This is a genomic window from Coprococcus eutactus, assembly GCF_025149915.1.
GTDB lineage: Bacteria > Bacillota > Clostridia > Lachnospirales > Lachnospiraceae > Coprococcus > Coprococcus eutactus.
In genome coordinates this window covers 2,043,586-2,067,844 of the sequence record NZ_CP102278.1, presented here as the reverse complement: position 1 = coordinate 2,067,844, position 24,259 = coordinate 2,043,586, and the positions used below count along the sequence as shown (strand labels likewise).

At 44.2% G+C, this 24,259-nt stretch carries 14 protein-coding genes; 13 read left to right on the top strand and 1 reads right to left on the bottom strand.

All coding sequences use genetic code 11. The annotated features are described in order from the left end of the window. The first annotated feature begins 6 nt into the window (after positions 1-6). The 8 genes from NQ536_RS08975 (at position 7) to NQ536_RS08940 (ending at position 11,936) form a co-directional block, all read left to right on the top strand. On the top strand, positions 7-1,611 hold the full coding sequence (locus NQ536_RS08975; protein ID WP_004849117.1) for an O-antigen ligase family protein: 1,605 nt from the start codon (positions 7-9) through the stop codon (positions 1,609-1,611). Between the two features lie 188 nt (positions 1,612-1,799). Beyond that, positions 1,800-3,020 (top strand): tyrosine--tRNA ligase, encoded by a 1,221-nt coding sequence (gene tyrS / locus NQ536_RS08970; protein WP_004849116.1) that lies wholly within the window; start codon positions 1,800-1,802, stop codon positions 3,018-3,020. 419 nt (positions 3,021-3,439) lie between these two features. Then, a complete protein-coding gene (locus NQ536_RS08965) occupies positions 3,440-5,011 on the top strand; it encodes a hypothetical protein (RefSeq protein WP_004849113.1) in 1,572 nt (523 codons plus the stop codon). Then, entirely contained in the window at positions 5,001-5,606 is a 606-nt protein-coding gene (locus NQ536_RS08960; RefSeq protein WP_227135503.1) for a CinA family protein, read from the top strand. Before NQ536_RS08965 ends, NQ536_RS08960 begins: the two co-directional genes overlap by 11 nt. A gap of 77 nt (positions 5,607-5,683) precedes the next feature. Beyond that, entirely contained in the window at positions 5,684-6,352 is a 669-nt protein-coding gene (locus NQ536_RS08955; protein WP_238045963.1) for a metallophosphoesterase family protein, read from the top strand. A 223-nt stretch (positions 6,353-6,575) separates the two neighbouring features. Continuing rightward, entirely contained in the window at positions 6,576-8,684 is a 2,109-nt protein-coding gene (locus tag NQ536_RS08950) for a glutamine synthetase III family protein (protein ID WP_004849108.1), read from the top strand. Positions 8,685-9,120: 436 nt separating this feature from the next. Continuing rightward, entirely contained in the window at positions 9,121-11,196 is a 2,076-nt protein-coding gene (locus NQ536_RS08945) for a DNA topoisomerase (RefSeq protein ID WP_004849107.1), read from the top strand. A gap of 50 nt (positions 11,197-11,246) precedes the next feature. Further along, positions 11,247-11,936: a GlgC family sugar phosphate nucleotidyltransferase gene (locus NQ536_RS08940; protein ID WP_022059537.1), complete on the top strand. Its 690-nt coding sequence runs from the start codon at positions 11,247-11,249 to the stop codon at positions 11,934-11,936. A 92-nt stretch (positions 11,937-12,028) separates the two neighbouring features. On the opposite strand, the gene NQ536_RS08935 is transcribed toward NQ536_RS08940, so the two are convergent. Further along, positions 12,029-12,511, bottom strand: a complete 483-nt coding sequence (locus tag NQ536_RS08935; RefSeq protein WP_004849103.1) for a hypothetical protein — start codon at positions 12,509-12,511, stop codon at positions 12,029-12,031. Positions 12,512-12,592: 81 nt separating this feature from the next. On the opposite strand from NQ536_RS08935, the gene NQ536_RS08930 reads away from it, so the two are divergent. The 5 genes from NQ536_RS08930 (at position 12,593) to NQ536_RS08910 (ending at position 24,197) form a co-directional block, all read left to right on the top strand. Continuing rightward, on the top strand, positions 12,593-16,342 hold the full coding sequence (locus tag NQ536_RS08930) for a PD-(D/E)XK nuclease family protein (protein ID WP_155803764.1): 3,750 nt from the start codon (positions 12,593-12,595) through the stop codon (positions 16,340-16,342). After that, complete coding sequence (gene addA, locus NQ536_RS08925) at positions 16,329-20,240, top strand: helicase-exonuclease AddAB subunit AddA (protein ID WP_004849099.1); 3,912 nt, start codon at positions 16,329-16,331, stop codon at positions 20,238-20,240. The genes NQ536_RS08930 and addA overlap by 14 nt, the downstream gene beginning before the upstream one ends. 110 nt (positions 20,241-20,350) lie before the next feature. Next, positions 20,351-21,076 carry an ABC transporter ATP-binding protein gene (locus tag NQ536_RS08920; protein ID WP_004849097.1) on the top strand — a complete coding sequence of 242 codons (726 nt, stop codon included), beginning with the start codon at positions 20,351-20,353 and terminating at the stop codon, positions 21,074-21,076. Beyond that, the gene (locus NQ536_RS08915; protein ID WP_004849095.1) at positions 21,063-22,733 is read left to right on the top strand and encodes a hypothetical protein; all 1,671 of its coding nucleotides are present in this window, start codon (positions 21,063-21,065) and stop codon (positions 22,731-22,733) included. The genes NQ536_RS08920 and NQ536_RS08915 overlap by 14 nt, the downstream gene beginning before the upstream one ends. A gap of 84 nt (positions 22,734-22,817) precedes the next feature. After that, positions 22,818-24,197, top strand: a complete 1,380-nt coding sequence (locus NQ536_RS08910) for an aminopeptidase (RefSeq protein ID WP_022059541.1) — start codon at positions 22,818-22,820, stop codon at positions 24,195-24,197. Positions 24,198-24,259: the final 62 nt, after the last annotated feature.

Sequence of the window (24,259 nt, the reverse complement as noted above, 5' to 3'; positions counted from 1 at the left end):
CTCGAAATGGATAAGATTCGTAAGAAAAAATCTGATGATTCCGGGACGGCGCAGGACTGGCTCAGCACGATATTTCTGTTATATATGGGAACTCTGTATCCACTCATAATGCACGACAAATATTTTGACATCACACTAACTAAGTACAAGGCATTTGAGGTGGCGCTGTGTGTGTACGCGGTGCTCATGGTGCTGGCAGTGCTGCTCGATGTGTTTGACGGGAAAAAGCCATTTGTGATGTTTAAGTACAGAAAAAGCTATGTTGCAACGGACTGGTTCATGGCTGGCTTTTTCGTAGCCAATGTACTTGCGTTTGTGATGGCATCAGATAAAATGGCCGCCTATACTGGCGAGGAGGGCAGAAGGTGCGGACTTCAGTTTATGATCCTTGCCATGCTCCTGTATGTCTGTATGGGACGCGGCCTGCGTCTTAGAAAATGTGTGTTCCCGGCATTTCTGTGTGTCGGTTCATTTACGTGTATAATCGCGGTTTTTCAGTATGTCGGTATAGATTTCCTTGGAATAAGGGACGGGCTAGCATCCAGCATAATGGATATATACATATCGACATTTGGCAATATAGATATATTTGCAAGCTTTCTGTGCGTGCTGATCCCTGTCGGATTTGGTGTGGGGCTTGACGACCGTAGGATATATGATGGTGATGCCACATGGAAGTTCAATTGGGTGAAGCTCTCCGCCTGGACTGCGGTATTTACAGGGGCGGCTGCGACAGTTGTGACAAATGCAGATCTGGCGTATGCAGGTGTCTGTGCAGCAGCCGCGATATTGCTCCTGGTTTCAACATACCGTGGAAGGATAAAGGAATTTGTGGAACTGATGCTTGTGATGTCACTTGGATTTCTTGCGGTGAGTCTGCTTCTTAAGACAACGCCGGAGAGTATCGCAAAGTTAGATGGTATAAGTAATTTTGCGAGAAATACGGAACTGATAGCAGTGGCTTCTGGTGTGCTTGCGGTGATCCGTATCGTGATCTATGCAGTATCGAGACTTAGACTGTCAAGGAAAGATTCGAATGGTAACACATTTAATAGGTCAGGGAAGATCTCACTTGTGGTATGTTCGGTCCTTGTGATTGCAGGAATAGTGTGCGCGGTCATTTTCAGCTCGGTGAAGGCCGATGGGATATTCAGATTTGACGATTCATGGGGTAATTACCGTGGATATGTGTGGAGCAGGCTTGTCAGCACGTACAAGGAGTTCCCATTGGTAAATAAGCTGTTCGGATACGGAAATGAGTCTGTCAAGAGCATAATGACAGCCGGATATTATGATGAGATGATATCCAAGGTGGGGGTCGTGTATGATAATGCCCACAATGAGTATCTGCAGTATTTGGTAACCACGGGAGTACTCGGCGCGGTGACATACGTTGGACTTATCGTGTCTGCATTTGTCAGTATGATAAGGACGGCATTCAGTTCGTCTGACCATGATTTCTGTGCGTGCATTGCAGTTGCTCTTGGAATAGCCGGTTATGCTGTTCAGGCGTTATTCAACCTCAACCAGTCGCTGACGACGCCGTACATTTTTCTGCTTGCCGCCATGGCAGCCGGAATCGGCAGGAGACTGAAACTGCAGAGGAAGTAGGCAGATAATATTATAAAACGATTATATTTATGGTTGAACTTACTTGTCACCTGACATGGTTAAATGTTATAATATCTGTCTGTGTGGTGATTTATTGTAAATTTATATTGATAAGAGATATTACTATGATATAAATGACTGCGACAGATATAAAGAGATATACAAAAAATGTAGGAGGTCTATAGGACATGCAGATTTATGACGAGCTTGTAGCCAGAGGGCTTATAGCGCAGACAACAGATGAAGATGAAATTAGAGATTTGGTAAATAATGGTAAGGCAGTATTCTATATCGGATTTGATCCGACTGCGGACAGCCTGCATGTAGGCCATTTCATGGCGCTCTGTCTGATGAAGAGACTTCAGATGGCAGGCAACAAGCCTATCGCGCTGATAGGCGGTGGTACAGCCATGATCGGTGATCCATCAGGCCGTACAGATATGAGACAGATGATGACAAAGGAGACTATCCAGCACAACGTTGACTGCTTCAAGAAGCAGATGAGCAAATTCATCGACTTTTCAGAGGACAAGGCACTCCTTGTCAACAATGCAGACTGGCTTCTTGATCTTAACTATGTTGATGTTCTCCGTGATGTGGGAGCCTGCTTCTCAGTAAACAACATGCTCCGCGCAGAGTGCTACAAGCAGCGTATGGAGAAGGGACTCAGCTTCCTTGAGTTCAACTACATGATCATGCAGAGTTACGATTTCTACGCACTGTACCAGAAGTACGGCTGCAACATGCAGTTTGGCGGTGACGACCAGTGGAGCAACATGCTCGGCGGTACAGAGCTTATCAGAAGAAAGCTTGGCAAGGACGCATATGCCATGACGATCACACTCCTTCTCAACTCAGAGGGCAAGAAGATGGGTAAGACACAGAAGGGTGCTGTATGGCTTGATCCTAATAAGACTTCACCATTTGAGTTCTATCAGTACTGGAGAAATGTCGCAGATGCAGATGTCCTGAAGTGCATCCGTATGCTCACATTCCTTCCACTTGAGGAGATTGACAAGATGGACAACTGGGAGGGCAGCCAGCTCAACCAGGCAAAGGAGATCCTTGCATACGAGCTCACAAAGCTTGTACACGGCGAGGAGGAGGCTGCTAAGGCACAGGAGAGCGCAAGAGCACTGTTCTCAAAGGGCGTTGCAGCAGACATGCCATCAGTAACACTTGCAGCAGATGACTTCAAGGACGGCTCGATCGATATTGTGTCAGTTCTCGTAAAGTCAGGACTTGTAACATCACGTAACGAGGGCAGACGTGCCGTAGAGCAGGGCGGTGTTGCTGTGGACGGCGAGAAGATCACAGATGTCCAGACTACAATTCCAGAGGAGAAGTTCGACGGAGAGGGCGTTGTTGTGAGACGTGGAAAGAAGAACTTCAGGAAGGTTAGTAAGTAAGAGTCGTTGATGCTTTGAGTGATATCAAGGCGAACGGCCAGTGGTTATAAAAAAGACTTGAGATCGTATGATTTCAGGTCTTTTTTATGTACTATAAACCTACTCCCCCTAGTGATCTCGTGGTTTTTGAAGTGTTAATATGGATTTATAACATAAATAACAAGTAAGCAAAATCGTTAGGAGACATATATAATTTCTGATGATCCGAAAGGTAATTCGGATTGTGGCGTGGATGAAGAGGGTAATTTATTCCGAAAATGAATACTATATATACCTCATATTTGGCAAAGACATCACGCTATATTTATACATAAATGACTGTGGCATTGGTGATGCAATTTTGTCTATAATGGGTTATATTATAAAAAGTGGCATATAGTTTTATAGGCTACAATACAAAAGATGAGAGGTGCAGAGAGATGAGTAAAGAAAACTTAGTTGAAGAAAATGCGGCCGTGGATGCTGCTACAAATGAAGATGATAACACCCACGTAACATCAAGGAAATATAAGATCACGGTGTGCGTTATCGCAGTACTTCTGGCAATAGCATTTCTGGTGAAGGATTATGTGATATTCAGAGAAATTATGGATGAATCAGCTAGTGATGAAGTGGGGATATCATCCTTTATCAAGTGGTGGTTTGATGAAAGAAAGAGCTATATGATCATTGGGGTTATAATAATGTTGATTCCTTATGAGATTATATACAACGTTGTTCATAAGAATTTTGACTTCATAGATAAGGACTCGGACAAAAGCCGGAAATGGACTACTATAGGATATTTAGTTATCATGTTGGCGTTGCCTGTTTGGATTGTATTATCTGTTCATGTGAAATATCAGATGGCAGTTATTTTGTGTAATGCAGCTTTGGGATTTGTTTTATGTTTGAATTTAAAGCAGTACTTTAGCACAGCATTTGGCTGGCTTTTATATGTAACTATATATAATATGGGCAGTTTTGGATCGATATTTTATTGTATATATTTTAGGGCTGATGTGGTGCTTGATTCTGCGGATCCTTCTAGTTGGATACATATGGGATATGTAGACGCCTACCTTATCATGCTATATTTGTCATCTGCAATTGCATTTGTAGTATATACATTGCTCGTGGATAAAGATGATAGAAATCTATTTACAATTCTTTGGAAACTGGTTGTAGCCATCGGAATCCCGGTATTTATATTCTACAAAACGGTGAAGATGGCAGTGGCGTCAGTTGACTATAATTTATTTGATTTGATAGGTTTTGTGGGTGTTTCCGATACAGGAATACAGGCGTTCAAGAATCCATATCTGCTGGCAATGTATGTGAGTTTCCTGATTATAGTTGTAATAATGATATATGCTTTGAAAAAGGTGTCTGAGTATTCAAGACGCAGAATGATGGTTTTGATCTGGACTGCGATGTTTATGTTTTTAATGTTGGTGATTGATGTGATATCTGAGACTGGAATCGGCGCTGGGTATTCCAGCTTATTTACTATATTCGACCTGGTAAACGTTATCGTATTGTTTATTGCGATCAGGGCACTTATCATTCCGGTAGAGTCCTATCCTGATATGGAATGCAATTTTAGTAGCGAGGAGGAAAGGATACAAGAACTTGAATTTAAAAATAAGATCATGATGACATATATCGGCGGTATACAGGATGAATTGGAAACACTTATAAACTATATGAAGGTATTGGAAGTGACTCAGAATAAAGATAGGGCTCATGTGGCATATCTTATTGAATCGGACAGTGAGGTTGAAAAAAGTATCTTAAAATATAGAGATGAAATGAACAATGTAATTGCTTCTGTACAGGAAAAAGGTGCCCCTGTTAATTATAAAGAGTTAGTAGATAAGATGAATAAATTTAAAGAAGCAGAGGAAAAAAAGATAGATGATGCATACAGACAGAAATTTAAGGAAATGGGATACGATGATGATGAAATAGATGCTGAAATGTCATCAGGAGAAGATAACAGTGAACAGTAAGCTGAATAAGGCTTTGGTACAAGAAAAGAAGATGAATTATATGAAATATGAAGATAACAGACACCAGGATAATATGGATAATTTTTCAAATGATAAGGTATATGACGACAAAAAGATCAGATCCAACTACAGCCATCTCACCCAGCTCCTTATATCGAGGCACCTCACCATCACAACCATGGAGTCTGCGACCTCTGGGCAGATAGCATCCCTCATAACAGACACGGAAGGTTCATCTGCTGTGCTTAAGGGCGCATTTGTCACCTACTGCAATGAGGCGAAGATCATGCAGGGGGTTCCGGCGGAGATTATAGATAGGTATACAGTCTATTCAAATGAAACCGCAGGTGCCATGGCGCAGGCGTGCAGGAAGGCATATAATGCGAATATAGGGATCGGCGTGACTGGAACCATGGGCAATGTGGATCCGGCAAATCCTGACGCGTCAGTTCCGGGACAGGTGTATTTTGCCATAGATATAGATGGCGATGTGCGGACGTATTATGTTGAACTTCCGCCTCAGCCTACCAGGCTTGCGTACAAACTGGCGGTCGCTGAGGAGATATATGAGGAGCTTGTTAAGAGACTGGAATAATATAATGATTGTCAAAGGAAGAATAAATGCTATATCTCATATCCGACATTCACGGGGATGTCATATCATTTAAAAAAATGTTGAAAAAGATAAGCTTTGACCCAGCCACGGATCAAATGATAGTCATGGGGGACATATTCGACTGGAACGATGAGGGAATTCCCCTTCTCGAGTTTATGTCGGACTATCTTGTGGATGGTTCCATGCAGTTCATAAAGGGTAACCATGAGCTGTTTGCCCAGATGTACATAGATGGAAGCATGTCAGAGAGACAGTGGATCATATTCGGCGGTGGTGGAACAGTCAGAGATATCAAGAAGCTCAATGTGGATGATCAGATGAAGCTGCATGGGTTTCTGGCACATCTGCCACATTATACTGAGATCAAGTCGCCGAAGTACGGAGGTTGTGTTGTTACTCATTCAGGTATTCATTGCGGCTCATACATCAGAAATGCTGACAGGACCATCAATATCACTGAGTCTATTATGAATGCAGCGAGAAGAGATGAGTACAGATTTCTCATCTCACCTGATATCCATAATGTTCCATTTGCAGACAAGAAGGCATTTGACAGGTATGTGTTCTGCGGACATGTTACGACGAACAGGCTTAATGAAGACCATTCTTACAACGTTTACAAGACGCCTTACTATATGGATCTCGACTGTGGAAATGGTGAGAGATATAGGGGCGGAAAGCTGGCGTGCTACTGTGTGGATGAGGACAGAGTGGTTTATATTTGATTAGGCACCATGAACAAAGGTTTATGAATTGGTGGAGTATTTGAAACCCTATTTATAATTTTTTTAAAATTAGGGGTTGATTTTTAAAAGAATATAGAGTATTTTATATTCAACAATTAAATGATACGAAATGGACAAAGGTGTTCTCAAGAAGGAGGACACCTTTCTCTTTTTTTGAGGATACGTTAAGGATTCATTTTAATCAGGAAAAGGAGTAGTAATTATGATGAACAAAATTTCGGCCGTATTTGGCTCACACGTATTCTCAGATCAGGTCATGAGAGAGAGACTTCCAAAAGCAGTTTACAAGTCACTCAAGGCGACTATTGACAAGGGCGAGCCTCTCGATACATCAATCGCAGATTCAGTTGCAGCAGCCATGAAGGAATGGGCAATGGAGCTTGGTGCAACACATTATACACATTGGTTCCAGCCACTTACAGAGACAACAGCAGAGAAGCACGACTCATTCGTAAGCACAGTCGGTGATGGCGGCGTTATCCTTCAGTTCACAGGCAAGGAACTCATCAAGTCAGAGCCGGATGCTTCATCATTCCCTTCAGGCGGTCTTCGTGAGACATGTGCTGCAAGAGGATATACAGCATGGGATTGTACATCACCAGCATTTGTAAAGACAACAGATGAGGGAACATGTATCCTCTGTATCCCGGCAGCATTCACATCATATACAGGAGAGTCACTTGACTACAAGACACCTCTTCTCCGTTCAATGGATGCCATCAGCAAGGAAGCCCTTAAGGCTCTTACAATGTTCGGCAACACAACAGCCAAGAAGGTTACTTCATCAGTTGGTCCTGAGCAGGAGTACTTCCTGATAGATAAGAAGAAATTTGCAAAGAGAACAGATCTTAAGCTCTGTGGACGTACACTTTTCGGAGCAATGCCTCCAAAGGGACAGGAGCTTGATGATCAGTATTTCGCAGCGATCAAGGATAAGATTGCATCATACATGACAGAGCTGAACGAGGAGCTGTGGAAGTACGGCATCCTTGCAAAGACACAGCACAATGAGGTTGCTCCTGCACAGCATGAGCTTGCTCCAATCTTCTCGACAACAAACATCGCCACAGATCAGAACCATCTGGTTATGGCAACTATGAAGAAGATTGCTGCAAAGCATGACCTCGAGTGTGTACTTCATGAGAAACCATTTGCCGGTGTAAATGGTTCAGGTAAGCACAACAACTGGTCTATCTCAACAGACGAGGGTGAGAATCTTATAGATCCAGGCAAGCATCCTGAGACAAATCTTCAGTTCCAGTTCTTCCTTGCAGCAGTTCTGGCAGCAGTAGATAACAACGCTGAGCTCCTGAGACTTTCAGCATCATCAGCAGGAAACGATCACAGACTTGGAGCTAACGAGGCACCTCCAGCAATCATCTCAGCATTCCTTGGAGAACAGCTCCAGTCGATCGTTGAGCAGATCATCGAGAAGGGGGAGGCTACAGAGTCACCAAAGGGCAAGACATATGTATCAGGTGCATCAACACTTCCTACATTTACAATGGATGCCACAGATAGAAACAGAACATCACCATTTGCATTCACAGGTAACAAGTTCGAGTTCAGAATGGTTGGTTCAACGCAGTCCATCGCATTCCCAATGATGGTACTTAACACAATAGTTGCAGATCAGATCAAGAAGATGACAGATGAGCTTGAGGGTGCAGACGATTTCGAGACAGCATGCAAGGCACTCATCAGAAGAGAACTCACAGCACATCAGAGAATCATCTTCAATGGCAATGGTTACTCAGACGAGTGGGTTGAGGAGGCAGCAAAGCGTGGTCTTCCAAATATCAAGTGCATGGTTGATGCTGTTCCTTATCTTGCAGCAGACAAGAGCGTTAAGATCTTTGAGGATCTTGGAGTTATGGATAAGGCAGAGCTTGAGGCGAGAGCTGATGTAATGCTTGAGAACTATGCAAAGAAGATCAACATCGAGGCACTCACTATGATAGAGATGTCTAATGAGGAGATCATTCCTGCAGTTATGGAATATCAGGCAGAGCTTGCAAAGGGTGCAGCTGAGATCAAGGCTCTCGGAATTGATCCTACAGTTCAGGTATCACTTCTGAACACCATCTCAGAGAAGCTCACAGAGCTCAAGAGCGCTACAGTAGCCCTTGAGGAGCTGGTTACAAAGGCAGCAGATTACGAGGGAGATACAGAGGCTTGGGCTAAGTACTTCCACAACACAGTATTTGCAGCATTTGACACAGTGAGAAAGCCAGCTGATGAGCTTGAGAAGGAGCTTCCAAAGACAGCTTGGCCATTCCCAACATACGAGCAGCTGTTATTCGAGCAGTAAGACATAGATTGAGTTTGCTAATCCTACTAAATTCAATATAAATCAGTTTAGAGGCATCCTGTCTGCGCATGTCGCAGGCGGGGTGCTTTTTGCGCGTTATAATCCCGTCAAGCGCGCACATGCGAGAGCTTGCTCGCGGCATGTAGCGCATTTGACGGGATGACGCGACATGAACACGAAGGCCGATAGGTCGGAGTGTGAATGCCGCGCAGAAATGCGGGAGCACGAAGTGCGAAGCAATTCTGTGTTAACGCGCAATGCGTGTGGAGAAGTGCGAAGCAATTCGGTATTGGGACATGGATGGGGACAGGCACCTCCGTCCCCACTTGCCCCTTGGCGAGAATTCTGTTATATTATAAAGATGTGTTGTGATGTATTATGGGCGGTTGCATGATGATAGAATAACGGGCAATTGCCACCGGAACAGGAGTAGAATTTGAAGAATTTATATATAGCAGAGAAACCCAGTGTTGCAAGACAGTTTGCCGATGTGCTGGGGGTGAAGGGAAATGCCGGAAATGGTTATTTGGAATCAGATAAGGCGATCGTGACATGGTGTGTCGGACATCTGATCACTATGAGCTATCCGGATGCATATGATCCGGCTCTCAAGAAGTGGGATTTGGCGACGATTCCATTTATCCCAACTGAATACAAATATGAGATCCTTCCAAATACAAAGAAACAGTTCAATATTGTTGCGGGCCTGCTGAACCGTGAAGATGTGGGATGCATCTACGTGGCAACGGATTCGGGACGAGAGGGAGAGTATATATACAGACTTGTGGATTCTATGGCGCAGGTGAGCGGCAAGGAGAAGAGAAGAGTTTGGATAGACTCCCAGACCGAGGAGGAGATACTCAGGGGAATAAGAGAAGCAAAGCCTCTTTCTGAGTATGACAGCCTTAGCGATGCGGCATATCTGAGAGCGCAGGAGGATTACCTTATGGGTATCAATTTCTCCAGGGCGCTTTCGCTCAAGTTTTCAAATGTGGTGCAGAGATATCTCGGAATGGATAGGTGTGTCATAGCTGTTGGACGTGTCATGACGTGTGTTCTGGGCATAGTAGTGAAGAGGGAAAGAGAGATAAGAGAATTTGTCAAGACTCCATTTTACAGACTTGTAGCAAGCGTTGGCGAGGAAGGACAGACCTTTGATGCCGAGTGGAAAGCCGTTAAGGATACGAAATACTTCGAGTCGCCTCTTCTTTACAAGGAGAATGGTTTCAAGGAACGGGCGGATGCAGAAAAGCTGCTCGCGGAGCTGAATGAGGGAGCGCCGGAGGCTGTGGCCGAGTCAGTTGAACGGAAAAAAGAGAAGAAACAGCCACCGATGCTGTACAATCTTGCCGAACTACAAAATGACTGTTCGGCACTGTTCAAGATAAGCCCGTCGGACACACTCAAGATAGTACAGGAGCTTTATGAGAAAAAACTGGTGACTTATCCGAGAACCGATGCCAGAGTCCTCTCCACAGCGGTTGCGAAGGAGATAGGACGAAATATTTCGGGACTGAAGAATTTCCAGCCTGTGGCTGCATGGGCACAAGGGGCTATGGACAGCGGTACATACAAGGGTATAGCAAAGACGAAGTATGTAAATGACAAACAGATAACCGACCATTATGCGATCATTCCTACGGGACAGGGATTTGGTGCATTAAAGAGTCTGGCGCCGACTGCCCTCAAGGTGTACGAGATAATATGTAGGAGATTCCTAAGCATATTCTATCCTGCGGCGGAGTATCAGAAGGTCGCAATGACACTCACAAAAAACGGCGAAAAGTTGTTTGCCAATTTCAAGTACCTCATAAGTGAGGGATATCTCAAGGTCTCTGCCAACAGTTTTTCAAAGAAGAAGGACGAGCCGAAGTACAGCCAGGAGTTTATAGAGCGTCTGGCAAATGTCAAAAAGGGCGATAAGCTGAGTGTACAGAGCATAGAGATAAAGGAGGGTGAGACATCGCCTCCTAAGAGATATAACTCAGGATCCCTTATCCTGACGATGGAGAATGCGGGACAGTTCATAGAGGACGAAGATCTTCGTGAACAGATAAAGGGTGCGGGCATAGGGACCAGTGCGACGAGAGATGGTATCATAACTAAGCTTGAGACAAATAAATATATATCACTTAATAAGAAGACACAGATAGTCACACCGACATTTCTCGGCGAGATCATATACGATATAGTTTATTATTCCATAAATGGTCTGCTGCGCGCGGATCTCACTGCAAGCTGGGAAAAAGGACTTGAGGGTGTGGCAGAAGGCCAGATTTCGAAGGAAGAATATACACAGAAGATGACCACTTATGTGACACAGTATACCAACCGAGTGAAACAGATACAGAATCAGGGCGGAATAACGGGAGTGTTTAACAAGACGAAAGCGTATTACGCAAAAAGCGGCGTAAACCAGGCGAAAAAATCAACGGATGCAAAGGGAAGCGCAAACGTGGATAAGTCCGCTGAGCCAAAACAGAGGCAGACAGCCGATAAAAAAGATGCTTGACACATATTATAGAAGACAAATGTAGGTTTCAAAAAAGGAGAATAGAAACAATGGAAGATATTCAGACATCAGTAACAATAAAAGAGCTTTATTCACTTGATCAGACTATGGCAGGATCACTGCTTGAGGGATTAACATATCCATGGGAGGCTCTTCCTCTCATAAAGGATTTTGTGTTAAATCTTGGAAAAACTCTCGATAAGAATGAGTACAATGAGGTCAGCGAGAATGTGTGGATACACAAGAGTTGCAAAGTATACGGAACAGCAACAATACTTGCACCGACCATCATAGGTGCAGGTACAGAGGTGAGACCTGGCGCCTTTATCAGGGGCAGTGTTCTAGTCGGAGAGAACTGTGTGATAGGAAACTCAACAGAGCTTAAGAACGTTATCATATTCAACAATGTACAGGTTCCACATTATAACTATGTAGGAGATTCAATACTTGGATTCAAGTCCCACATGGGAGCCGGAAGCATCACATCAAATGTAAAGTCGGACAAGACTCTGGTGCATGTGAAGGGAATGGCATGCGGAAAGACATTTGACATACCTACGGGTCTCAAAAAGTTCGGTGCTATGCTTGGAGACAATGTTGAGGTCGGCTGCAACAGCGTGCTGAATCCTGGAACGGTAATAGGTCCGTTCAGCAATATATATCCTGTATCAAGAGTCAGGGGATATGTTCCATCACATAGTATATTTAAGGATAAGGACAATATCGTGGCAAAGCAGTAGATGTTTCATAGACGTATACAAAAAAACGGACAGATAAATATGTAAAGTAGAATTACATATGAGTCTGTCCGTTTTCTATAAAGGGAAAACAATCAGTTGACAACGGCTTCTTTAAGAGCATTTTTGATGGAGTCGATGATAAGTTTTGTGGTGTACGTGCTGTCGCCGGATGGAATTATATCGTCCACCGATGATATGTAGTGAAGCTGAGTGTTGATGTCCTCGAGGGACGATTCCAGGAGAGGATACATGGTGGTTATGGTTTCGCCCATCTGCTGGAAAGACACATCAGTGATCTGGCAGTCGTCCACGGTTACAATAACTGACAGTGTGTTTTCTCCAAGTATCAGAGGTGACGAATATGTACCTGGAGTGTAACGGGTATTATATATACCAGTTCCCGGATCGGCGGGGGCGGAGACAGCTTTGGCGGGACCAGACTGGCTGCCGTCAGACTTGTCATTTCGTTTGAACATGTTTATGAGAATGATGACAAATACAACAATAAGAGCCAGAAGGATTGCGGTATATATAAGTTCTTTTGATTTAAGTACTATTAATTTCGTTGATGACATTATTTGCTCTCCCTGCTATTTATTTATACATTTTATTCAGGACAGATAATATTTATGACATTAATTCAAGGAGGATCAGATATGGGGGTACAGTTTGTCCTTGGACCGGCAGGATCCGGCAAGACAGAGTACATGTTAAAAACAATTATAGAGGAGTCAATGCTGCATGATGATATGAGCTATCTGTACATAGTTCCGGAGCAGTTCAGCATGGAGGCACAGAGAGATATAGTCACCAGGCATCCAAGACACGGTTCTATGAACATTGATGCCATAGGTTTAAACAGGCTTGCATACAGAGTGTTTGACGAGTTATCCATCAATCCGGGGCAGGTGCTTGAGGATTTTGGGAAAAGTATGCTCGTTAAGCGTATCCTTATGGAGAACCAGGATGATCTGCTCATGTATGGCAATTACATGGACAAGATGGGATTTGTAGACGAGATGAAATCTATGATGTCAGAGCTGTTCCAGTATGCGGTGGACAGGGAAGAGATAGATATGGCTATGGAGCAGATGGACAGTGAGAGTTCAACATACAGGAAGCTCCACGACATAAGACTCATCTATGAGAAGTTCGAGGAGCACAATGCAAACGACCAGTATATCGTGGCGGAGCAGCTCTCCCAGCTTCTAGCTGCAAATGTTGAAAAGTCGCAGTTTATATCGAAGAGTCATATGTATTTTGACGGATTTACAGGGTTTACCCCGGTGCAGATGAAACTGGTAACACAGCTTATGAGTCATGCTGCAAGTGTAACATTTGCATTTGACATAGATCCGGACAGGATAGGACTCGCAAAACCAAAGGAATATGAACTGTTCAGGCTGACGAAGGAGACCATAGCGGCTATATGTAAGGCTGCGGCAGATGTTCACGTTGACATCCTGGACAATGTAGTGATGTGCGGACAGGGGGAGATCCCATACAGATTCAGGGATGATCCATGTCTTGCGGCATTTGAGCGGAACATATTCAGATACCCTCATCAGAAGATAAATGGAGCGGCGGACAGTATAAAGCTCGTGAGAACAGACAGGGCGAGAGATGAGGCTCTGTATGTTGCATCTCAGATCAGAAAACTGGTCAGGGAGAAGGGGTACAGATACAAGGATATCGCTGTTGTAGCAGGTGATCTTCATGATGTGGCAGGGTATTACAGACAGGCCATGGACGAGTACAGGATCCCCGTGTTTATAGATGAGAATACAGCACTGAGGGGAGATCCTTGTTCAGATACAGTGAGAGCATTCCTTGCTGTCATGTCTGATAATTTCTCGTTTAACAGTGTGTTCAGGCTGCTCAAGTCCGGCATGACAGAGGTGGCGTATATGGATGTTGAGCGCATGGAGAACTATGCCTTAAAACGCAATCTCAGGGGATATAAGTCATGGCTTAAGGAGATAACGGACAAGAATAACAGCGATTATGCGCAGGAGATGGATTCAATAAGGAGACAGATAGTGTCAATATTTGGCGAAGATTGCATCGATGTGTACAAGCCGTCAAGCCCGAATTCCAAAGATACTGTCACAAATTATACCAAAGAGCTTTATAACTTCCTCGATGAACTGCATGTGTGTGAAAAGCTTGAGGAGCGCAGAAAAAGATTGTACGAGGAAAAGTTGTTTGATGAGGGCGATGCGTACGGTCAGATATTTGACAAGATAGTTGCTCTGTTTGACAAAGTCGTTACAATACTCGGCGATGAGAAGATGACTGTCAAGGAGTATGCCGGAGTCCTTGAGGCCGGAATATCAGATATGGAGATCGGGATCGTTCCTCCGACCATAGATAGAGTAGTTGTGGGCGACATGACAAGATCGAGACTGAATCATGTGAAGGCTCTGTTTTTCACTGGCGTGAATGAGGGGATAATACCGAAGCCGGCTAAGAAGGGCAAGATACTCTCAAACGGTGACAGACAGAATCTAGAAAAATGCGGTGTTACACTTGCACCATCGGACAAGACAAATGCATATATAGAACAGTTCTATATATACACGAGCCTCACAAAGCCGTCAGACAATCTGTATATCGTATTCAGAAAGATGGGTGAGGACATGAACGCAGTCGGTCCGTCCTACCTCGTCGACAGGATAAGAAATATCTTCCCGGACATAGAGATAGAGGATTATGACCTTGACAGTCAGATACCGGAGACGGTGAATGGAGCGCTCAGATATTTGGTGAGCAGATATGATGAGGTTGGCAGTGATGGGACACTCCAGGCGGTAAAACGCCTTATAGAGCAGCAAGGAGGAAACACTGAGTATGCGACATGGCTTGGAGCCATGCAGAGCGGATATGACTATGTGAATGAGACAAAGACGCTCTCTCCGGAGACTGTGAGGTTGTTATATGGAACAGAGCTCACGGAGAGCGTGTCCAAACTTGAAAAATACGCAGAATGTCAGTTTAAATATTTCCTGCAGTATGGACTCGGTCTTATGGACAGGGAGACATATCAGCTGAATGCTGCAAATGTCGGAATCATTCTGCATAGCTCCATGCAGAAAATGTTTGAATATATCAAGACAAAATGCGGTAACAATTGGGCTGATATCACGGAAACAGAGCTTGCTGACAGAGCTGTGGAGTTTGTAGATGCCTCGGCGGATGATGAGGCGGCAGAATACTTTGAGGATTCGAGCAGAGCGGCGTATGTGAAGAAGTTCCTTGAGGATATCGCGGTGAGAACAGCGAAAACACTGAGAACATTTGTGTTGTGCGGAGATATGCATCCGGAGAACTTTGAGAGATACTTTGATACCTCAAAGCTGGGAGACGGCATAGAGAACTATATATTCAAACTGCCAAACGGAATGACGATGAGCCTTAAGGGTGTTATAGACAGAGTTGACGAGTATGTGAGCGACGGAGATGTCTATTTCAAGATCATAGACTACAAATCATCAGATCAGAAGATTGATAAGGACAGGGTGCTGGCTGGACTTCAGATGCAGCTTGTGACCTACGGCGCTATTGCATATGAGCTTGAGAAACGAAGGATGAATGAGCTTGGACGCTCATCTGAGCAGGTGCATGTAGGCGGTCTTTTGTATTATACATTTGATGATCCGATAGTGGACATGACGGACTTTGACGGGGATATAAGATACGACGAGGAAAGTCAGGAGCTGGTCACGGATGAGAAGCGGACATTTGGCAGGTTTCAGGTGGATGCTATAGAGAGCGGGCTGTTGGATGCGTCGAAGTATGCCGGAATATACAATGGCAGCAGTCGGGCAGTTAGCATAATGGACAGCACACAGGCAACACTGGTGGGGAAGCAGGCCATGGAAGAGGTTATGATAAAGGCGCTTATGGAGGCAAATCGCAGGAACATAGATAGACTTGGCACATGCATAGCGGACGGTAAGATCGCCATCAATCCCGTAAAGCAGGGGAACAGAAGCGCGTGTACCTATTGCTCATACAGACATGTGTGTATGTTCGACAGCAAATACGGCGGAAATTCATATTCCAAAATGTATGATGGGGAAAAGAAGGCGTATAACGACAGTCAGAAGGCTATCGATGAGGTTTTGAGCGGACTCGCGGAGGCAGATAAAAAGATAAAGTCTGCGGAGAAAAAACTCGCCAGTGCCAGCAAAAAATATGAAACTGCGGAGGAAAAAGTCACGAGCCGTGGGGACAAGGCAACTGCGAAGATGCGTGAGAACCTTGAAAGTGCAACAACAGCTCTGGAGGAGGCTAAGAATGCTCTTAAGGCAGCCCGCGGGGAGGCTGAGCAGCTAAGGAGCAGGGCTGTGGAACTTGGTGTAACAGATATAGAGAATGGGGGCGACGTAGATGGGGAGCAATAAGATAAGCTGGACTAAACAGCAGGCGCATGTAATTGACACGAGGATTGGCAATCTTCTTGTTGCTGCGGCAGCAGGTTCGGGAAAAACTGCTGTTCTGGTTGAGCGCATAATAGAGATGGTTCTGGGTGTGGATTCTAATGGGAACAAACTGCCGGATCAGGACAGGGTAAACGTGGATGAACTGCTTGTTGTGACATTTACCAATGCGGCGGCAGCCCAGATGAAGGAGAAGATAAGTGCGGCACTTCAGAAGAAGATAGATGAATATATGGCAAACGGAATATATGATGAACACCTGATAAAGCAGATGACACTCATAAACCATGCTGAGATATGCACAATAGACAGCTTCTGTCTCCATATAGTGAAGGAGTATTTCGCAAAGGTACAGTTGGACTCTGCATTTGACATAGCGGATAAAACAGAGATGGAGATCATAAAGAAGGATGTCATGGATAAGGTCATGGAGAGCTGTTATCAGGACGAGAACCTTGTGCCGGGTTTCATAAAGCTCGTCAGGACATTTGCCGTGAAGGAGAGGGATACCGAGGTTCCGGCGCTTGTGACACACCTTATGCAGGTCATATCAAGCTATCCGGATCGTCATGGATGGATAAGAGATGCCAGAGCGGCACTTGACATTCAGGTGAGGGAAGGCGCTTCATTTGAGGAGAAGTGTGATGCTGTGATGAACATTCCGATGGTGAGACTGTTTGCAGAGAGGGCACGCCAGACGGTGAAAATAGCACACGATATGGCGTGTGAATGTCAGTTGTACGCCACTGAGGAATATGGACTTAAATCTTACGGCGACAGGGTGGACAGGGATGCGGAGATGCTCACCCACATGCTTAGGGAGTGTGATCCGGTCGCGCATTCAAGTGTTAATCTGTTTGAGCTGAAAAAGATATATAAGGCATCATTGAGACCGAAAAATGAAAAGGTTTCTGTGGATGCGTCAGGAAATAAGATATACTACGCTTTTGACAGCCTTGCTGTAACATCGAGGGATGCTGATCCTGAGAAGAAAGCATTTGTGAAGAATCGCAGGGATGTGTATAAGGGCATGATAACAGAACTCATGTCTGCAATAACGGAAGTGGATGAGGTGCTAGGACAGCTGAATATCACCGCACCGGTTCTTGGTGCGCTGCTTGATCTGACAGAACTCTATATGGATGAATTGATGAAAGTCAAGATGGACAAAAATCTCTTTGAATTTCACGATATAGAGGAATTTGCATTCAGGATACTGTGTGATGGTATAGAGGATGGAAGACCGGTCCCGTCGAAGGCGGGGCGTGAGGTATCCCTCAGATACAGGGAGATATTTATCGATGAATATCAGGATAGCAACTTTATTCAGGAGTACATACTGGGAAGCGTGGCTGGACATGGTGAGAACATCAATAACACTTTTATGGTAGGTGATGTAAAACAGAGTATATATAAGTTCAGGATGGCGAGGCCTGACCTGTTTATCGGCAAGTACAATACGTATCAGAGGCTTGGCGATGATGATAAAGCATCTGCTGATATGATTGGAAACTGTATCATCCTGACAAGAAATTTCAGGAGTGAGATCAATGTGTTAAGGACTGTGAATGCACTGTTTGAACAGCTTATGAGAAAAGAAATCGGTGGCATAGAATACGATGATGCTGCAAGACTCAATTCAAAATATGCGTTGGAAGATCCACATGGCAGAATGAGCGAGCCAGGTGACGTGTATCAGGGACCAAAATCAGAGCTTATCATGATAGACGGGGATACTGTGTCCGGAGATATGGATGAGGATTACAGCTGTGCGCAGATAGAGGCAAAGTATATTGCAAATAAGATCCATGAGATTGTAGATGGAGACGATCCGATGTATATCCACGATGGCGATGGTACTGTCAGAAAGGTGGAGTACAGCGATATAGTTATTTTGCTAAGAAGTGTATCAGGCTCCGCCACTGTATTTGACCAGGTGTTTGAAGACGAGGGAATACCTATCTATATACAGAGTGAGAGCGGCTATTTTGGTGCGGTTGAGGTGAGCTGTCTTGTCAGTATGCTGTCGGTCATAGATAACAGTTATGTAGACGGTGATCTTGCGGCGGTTCTCAGATCCCCTATGGTTGGTATGGATGAGGAAGAGCTTGCCAGAATAGTCGGTGAATACAGGACAAGGTATGAGATAGACGGCAGAGACTACAACGTCCGCCTGTATGACAAACTTATAGATTATCTTGAAAATCACGACGATGAAGGTCAGGGTGAGTGCGCGGGGCTCGATGATATGGCGAAATCAAGCGCAGCCATCGGTGATGAGGATAAGCTTATAGGGAAGGTAAGAGCATTTGTAGGCATGCTCGACTATTTAAAGGAGAATAAGAACTTTATGTCGCTCAGCGATATCATACGATATGTTCTTGACCAAACGGGATTTTACTGGTTTGTCGGTGCAAGACCTATGGGCAGGCGCAGACAGGCAAATATCGATATGCTCATAAAGAAAGCTGACGATTTTGAGAAAAATAGTAAGGGTGTGTTTAATTTTATCAGATATGTAAATGAGCTTAAGACCAATTCCCTTGATTTTGCGGAGGCGGATATAGTAAGCGATAATGATGATGTTGTCCGTGTTATGACTATGCACAAGAGCAAAGGTCTGGAGTTCCCGGTACTGTTTGTTGCAGGGCTTGGAAAGTCGTTCAACATGAAGGATGTACAGAAAAAAGTGCTGGTTCATCAGCAGTATTACCTTACGGCTTCAGCTATAGATGCAGATGCCAGGGTTAAGAGGGATACATTCCTAAGAAACGTCATGGCCTCTGAGATGAGGGTGGAGAACTATGCGGAGGAACTTCGCGTACTGTACGTTGCGCTCACAAGGGCAAAAGAAAAGCTGTATATGACGGGATGTCCAAAATCCCTAGACAAGTTCAAGGAGAACTGTGGGATCTATGCGATTGGTTCGGAGATGAGCAGTGCGGCGCTCATTAACGGAAAGAGTTTTCTGTCATGGATATACACGGCTCTTAGCTATATAGATCATGAAGAGTTCCTCGATGTTAATGAGATAAAATCCTCGGATTTTGTGCACACAGATGCAGTCTCGCTTACATCGAAAACTGAGAACTCAGATGAAATGGAGATTTTGGATGAAACAGAGGGGTTAGATAAGGAAGTTTTTGAACAGATCAGAAAAGGCATAGATTTCAGATACGGACACGTCTCCTCCGGACTCAAGAGCAAGATGTCGATAACGGAGATAAAAAAGCTTCAGGCAATGTATGATGACACGGAGTATATTGATATGGGCAGAGAGAGAAAGTATGCTGAGAGAAAGTCAGCTCCCGCTCCGAAGTTCATGAGCGGTGAGAAAACCATAGCGGGAAATGAAATAGGAACCGTATACCACAAGATAATGGAGCTTGCAGACTTCAGGCAGACCACAGAAGCAGGAATATACGCAGATGTGGAACGCATATTTGGACTTGGCTTATTCGATGACGGTTACAGGGAGAAGATAAAAGCGGATAAGATAGTGAAAATGCTTGGAAGCAGTCTGGGGCAGAGGATGGCGGCAGCAGATCTGCGCGGTGATCTCTACAGGGAAAGGCAGTTCTATATGATGATGACACCAGGAGAGATACTTGGGCGTTCTGAAAAAGATAAGACCGATGAGACGATAGTTGTCCAGGGAATAATAGATGCATATTTCATAGAGGACGGACAGATAGTGCTTATGGATTACAAGACCGATTCGGTCAAAAAATCTGAGGAACTGGTTCGGAAGTATCATGTCCAGCTGGATAAATATGCGGATGTACTGGAACAGCTCACAGGCATGAAGGTCAAAGAGAAAATAATATATTCGTTCTGCCTTGATACCACTGTAAACTTGTAAACAATACAATGAATTGTTATAATGTCCATAAGTGTGGACAGTAATCTGATATGTCCCCTGAGATATGCATAATATATAAGAAGAATATATAAAATGAAAGGGTTACATACATGATAAAAGCGGAAGGGTTGAAGAAAGTGTATGGAGGGGATTTTGTATCGGTTGATGATCTCAGCTTCCATATAAACAAGGGAGAGATTGTTGGATTTGTCGGACAGAATGGTGCAGGTAAGACAACCACGATCAAGATGCTGACAGGAATACTTATGCCAACCGAGGGCAGAGTTGTGATAAATGGCTATGACATGAGGGAGAAGCCGATGGAGGCGAAACAGTCCATGGGATACATAGCTGACAATCCTGATATTTTCCTTCGCCTTACAGGACTTGAGTATGTAAATTTCATCGCAGATATATATGGGGTATCGGTGTCTGACAGGAAGGCAAGGATTGAGCAGATGGCTGAGAGATTCGGAATGGAGGACAGCCTGAATAGACAGATGGTCAGTTATTCCCATGGAATGAGACAGAAGATGATGGTCATAGCAGCCCTGGTACACAATCCACCGGTGTGGATACTTGATGAACCGATGACAGGGCTTGATCCGAATGCTGCCTATGAACTGAAGAAGATGATGAGAGAACATGCAGATGCTGGCAACTGTGTTTTCTTTTCCACGCATGTGCTTGAGGTCGCAGAGAAGCTCTGTGATAAGATCATAATGATACGCAAGGGAAAGGATATATATCAGGGAACTCTTGAGGAACTTGAGAATCAGCATAAGAATAAATCTCTTGAGGAGATTTTTGTGGAGATGACGCATGAAGAATTTTAGAACTCTGCTTAAGATGATAAGCCGCAACAATGATATGGAGATGCCTGAACACGGAGATAAGGCAAAGGGCTATAAAGTCATGGGAATAATTGCCATGTGCTGTATCATGATACCGTGCTGTCTGGTTGTGGGATTCATAGTGTATATTATGACTGCGGCGCTTATGGAGGCCGGTGGGCAGACCGAGGGATTGAATCTTGTCATACAGCTTATGTCTGTATTTGGAGTTATATTCAGCATAATGGTCATATTTAATCTGCTGTATTTTTCGTCAGACCTTGACCATTTGCTTCCACTGCCAGTGAAGCCTGCGGAGCTTGTTGCAGCAAAGTTCACACATGCCTATTTTGCAGAGAGTGTCATGGAGTTCATGGTTTTATTCTGTGGCTTTATAGGTTACTTTATTGCAGCTGAACTGAAACCGGTGTCCGTTCTCACGTCCATTATAGGAGTGTTCCTTTTGCCAGTGCTTCCACTTGTGTACTGCGGAGTATTTTCACTGATCATTATGGCGTTTTTTAGCAGGGCAAAGCTTTTAAAAAATGTTGATTTTATGGTTGGGCTCGCGATACTGGTGTTTGCCGGACTATTTGTGTGGTCGTTTGCACAGATGGATTCGGTAAATATAAATAATTACATAGATAGCCTGAAAAATGGAGACAATATATTTATAAATATCATGAACAGAGTGTTCTTCACGGTTCCTCTGTTCATTAAGGCTCTCCAGGAAGACAGCATAGTTTACATGTTTTTGTTTATCCTGGTGAATGCACTGTGCGTAGCACTTCTATTGGTTTTGGGAAACGCACTTTATCTGAAGGGAGTATATTTGGTATCTTCATCCAGAAGATCCGGACGTAGACGCAGGGAGAAAGAGGGGCTTGAGAGCTTTGCAATCAGAACACCATTTAAGGCATATCTTGACAAGGAATTTAAGACTCTTGTCAGAACGCCTGCATACAGAAAATATTGTGTAGTAGTAAACATAATCTGGCCGATACTTATAATCGCTCTGTTTAATATACCTGCTACAGCGGACTCTATCAGAGAGTTCAGGGCTACATTTGAAACGGGATATTTTTTGTCAGATGTGATAGTTTTGATAGTGGTGACGATCATTGCGTTCTTTGCCACGGCGATGAATAGCATAGCATCGACATCGTTCACAAGGGAAGGCAGCCACATATCATTTATCAAGCATATACCTATGGCTTACAGGACGCAGGTTCGTGTGAAAGTGTGGATAAGCATGCTGTTTAGCGGTATAACAATAATTATCAGTACGGTAATATTGAGCATATACATGGATTGCAGTTTCGTGGATAGTGTGTATTATATAGTGATAGGCGTACTGTGTGTGGGCATATGCACATACACGGGAGTTTTGCTGGACTCGACTCATCCAAAGATCGACTGGGAGGACGAGTATGGAGCACTCAGAGGCAATCTTAATGCGTTTTTTAATATGGCAATAGCAATCGTGATAGCGATTGTATTTTGCGCGGCGGGATATCTTCTGTTCAGATTTACATGGATACCGTCGATTGCAGTATATATAATTTATTTAATGATTCTTGGAGCTATGCTCATTCTTATGAGAAGATACACAATGAAAATGAGCGAAAATAATATAGACACTGACGCATACAGTGAGTGAGGGGGGACGCCCCGGCAGCTAGTGTTATGCGCCGGAAACGCGTATAGAATTGCGCTAGTGCTCAAATTACAGGAGGTAAGAAATATGGCACAGAAAAATGCATGGAGTAAGTACAAGAAAGAAGAGATAAAGGAACTTGAGAGTCTCTGCAAAAACTACAGGGAATTTCTTGACAATGGCAAGACTGAGAGAGAATGTGTCAAGGAGATAGTCAGTCAGGCTGAGGAAAACGGTTACAAAGATCTCAAGAAGATAATCAAGAACAAAGAGAAGCTTGAGGCTGGCGATAAAGTGTATGCGGTCTGGATGAACAAGACTGTAGCGATGTTCAACATAGGAAAGAAAAAACTCGAAAAGGGTATGAATATATTGGGAGCCCACATTGATTCCCCTCGTATGGACGTCAAGCAGAACCCACTTTACGAGAAGGGCGGCTTTGCTTATCTTGACACACACTACTATGGCGGAATCAAAAAGTATCAGTGGGTGACACTTCCTCTGGCTATACATGGAGTTGTGGCAAAGACAAATGGCGATGTACTGACTGTAAACATAGGCGAGGACAAGAATGATCCGGTATTCTGTGTTACAGATCTTCTTATACACCTCTCACAGGAGCAGCTCAAGAAGAGAGCAGATTCTGTTATAGAAGGAGAGCAGCTTGATATACTCTTTGCAAGCAGACCGGTTGAGGGCAAGGAGAAGGAGGCTGTCAAGGCTGCAGTCCTTGATCTGCTTGAGAAGAAATACGACATGAAGGAGGAGGACTTCCTCTCAGCGGAGCTAGAAATCGTTCCTGCTGGAAAGGCAAGAAATTGCGGTATAGATGAGAGCATGATCATGGCTTACGGACAGGATGACAGAGTGTGTGCATACACATCACTTGTCGCGATGTTTGAGGCTGATTTACCAGAGAAGACTACCTGCTGTCTCCTGACGGACAAGGAGGAGATAGGAAGTGTCGGTGCAACTGGAATGCAGTCACACTTCTTTGAGAATACAGTTGCAGAGATCATGAATGCCATGGGGGGATTTTCTGAAATATCCCTCAGAAGATGTCTTGCATCGTCAAGAATGCTTTCATCAGATGTATCTGCGGGCTTTGATCCTACATTTGAGTCGGCATTTGACAAGAAAAATGCAGCTGTATTTGGAGAGGGAATGGTGTTCAACAAGTTCACTGGATCAAGAGGAAAGTCGGGATCAAATGATGCAAATGCAGAATACATGGCAGCAATCAGAAAGCTAATGGATGATGATGAGATAACATATCAGACAGCAGAGCTTGGAAAGGTCGATGTCGGCGGAGGCGGAACTATAGCATATATACTTTCACTTTACGGTATGGAAGTCATAGACTGCGGTGTCGCTGTGCTGAATATGCATGCACCATGGGAAGTGACATCGAAGGCGGATATTTACGAGACAAAGAAGGGATATGTGGCATTTCTGAAAAATGCATAGCAACGAATGATGCATATGAATTCAGAAAATGCGGTATTCTCTGTATTTTTCCGGAGGAATAA

Bases quoted from the DNA above. Each gene is read 5' to 3' on its own strand.
- NQ536_RS08975 (WP_004849117.1), top strand. From the start codon at position 7: ATGGATAAGATTCGTAAGAAAAAATCTGATGATTCCGGGACGGCGCAG.
- tyrS (WP_004849116.1), top strand. From the start codon at position 1,800: ATGCAGATTTATGACGAGCTTGTAGCCAGAGGGCTTATAGCGCAGACA.
- NQ536_RS08965 (WP_004849113.1), top strand. From the start codon at position 3,440: ATGAGTAAAGAAAACTTAGTTGAAGAAAATGCGGCCGTGGATGCTGCT.
- NQ536_RS08955 (WP_238045963.1), top strand. From the start codon at position 5,684: ATGTTGAAAAAGATAAGCTTTGACCCAGCCACGGATCAAATGATAGTC.
- NQ536_RS08950 (WP_004849108.1), top strand. From the start codon at position 6,576: ATGATGAACAAAATTTCGGCCGTATTTGGCTCACACGTATTCTCAGAT.
- NQ536_RS08940 (WP_022059537.1), top strand. From the start codon at position 11,247: ATGGAAGATATTCAGACATCAGTAACAATAAAAGAGCTTTATTCACTT.
- NQ536_RS08935 (WP_004849103.1), bottom strand. From the start codon at position 12,511: ATGTCATCAACGAAATTAATAGTACTTAAATCAAAAGAACTTATATAT.
- NQ536_RS08930 (WP_155803764.1), top strand. From the start codon at position 12,593: ATGGGGGTACAGTTTGTCCTTGGACCGGCAGGATCCGGCAAGACAGAG.
- addA (WP_004849099.1), top strand. From the start codon at position 16,329: ATGGGGAGCAATAAGATAAGCTGGACTAAACAGCAGGCGCATGTAATT.
- NQ536_RS08920 (WP_004849097.1), top strand. From the start codon at position 20,351: ATGATAAAAGCGGAAGGGTTGAAGAAAGTGTATGGAGGGGATTTTGTA.
- NQ536_RS08915 (WP_004849095.1), top strand. From the start codon at position 21,063: ATGAAGAATTTTAGAACTCTGCTTAAGATGATAAGCCGCAACAATGAT.
- NQ536_RS08910 (WP_022059541.1), top strand. From the start codon at position 22,818: ATGGCACAGAAAAATGCATGGAGTAAGTACAAGAAAGAAGAGATAAAG.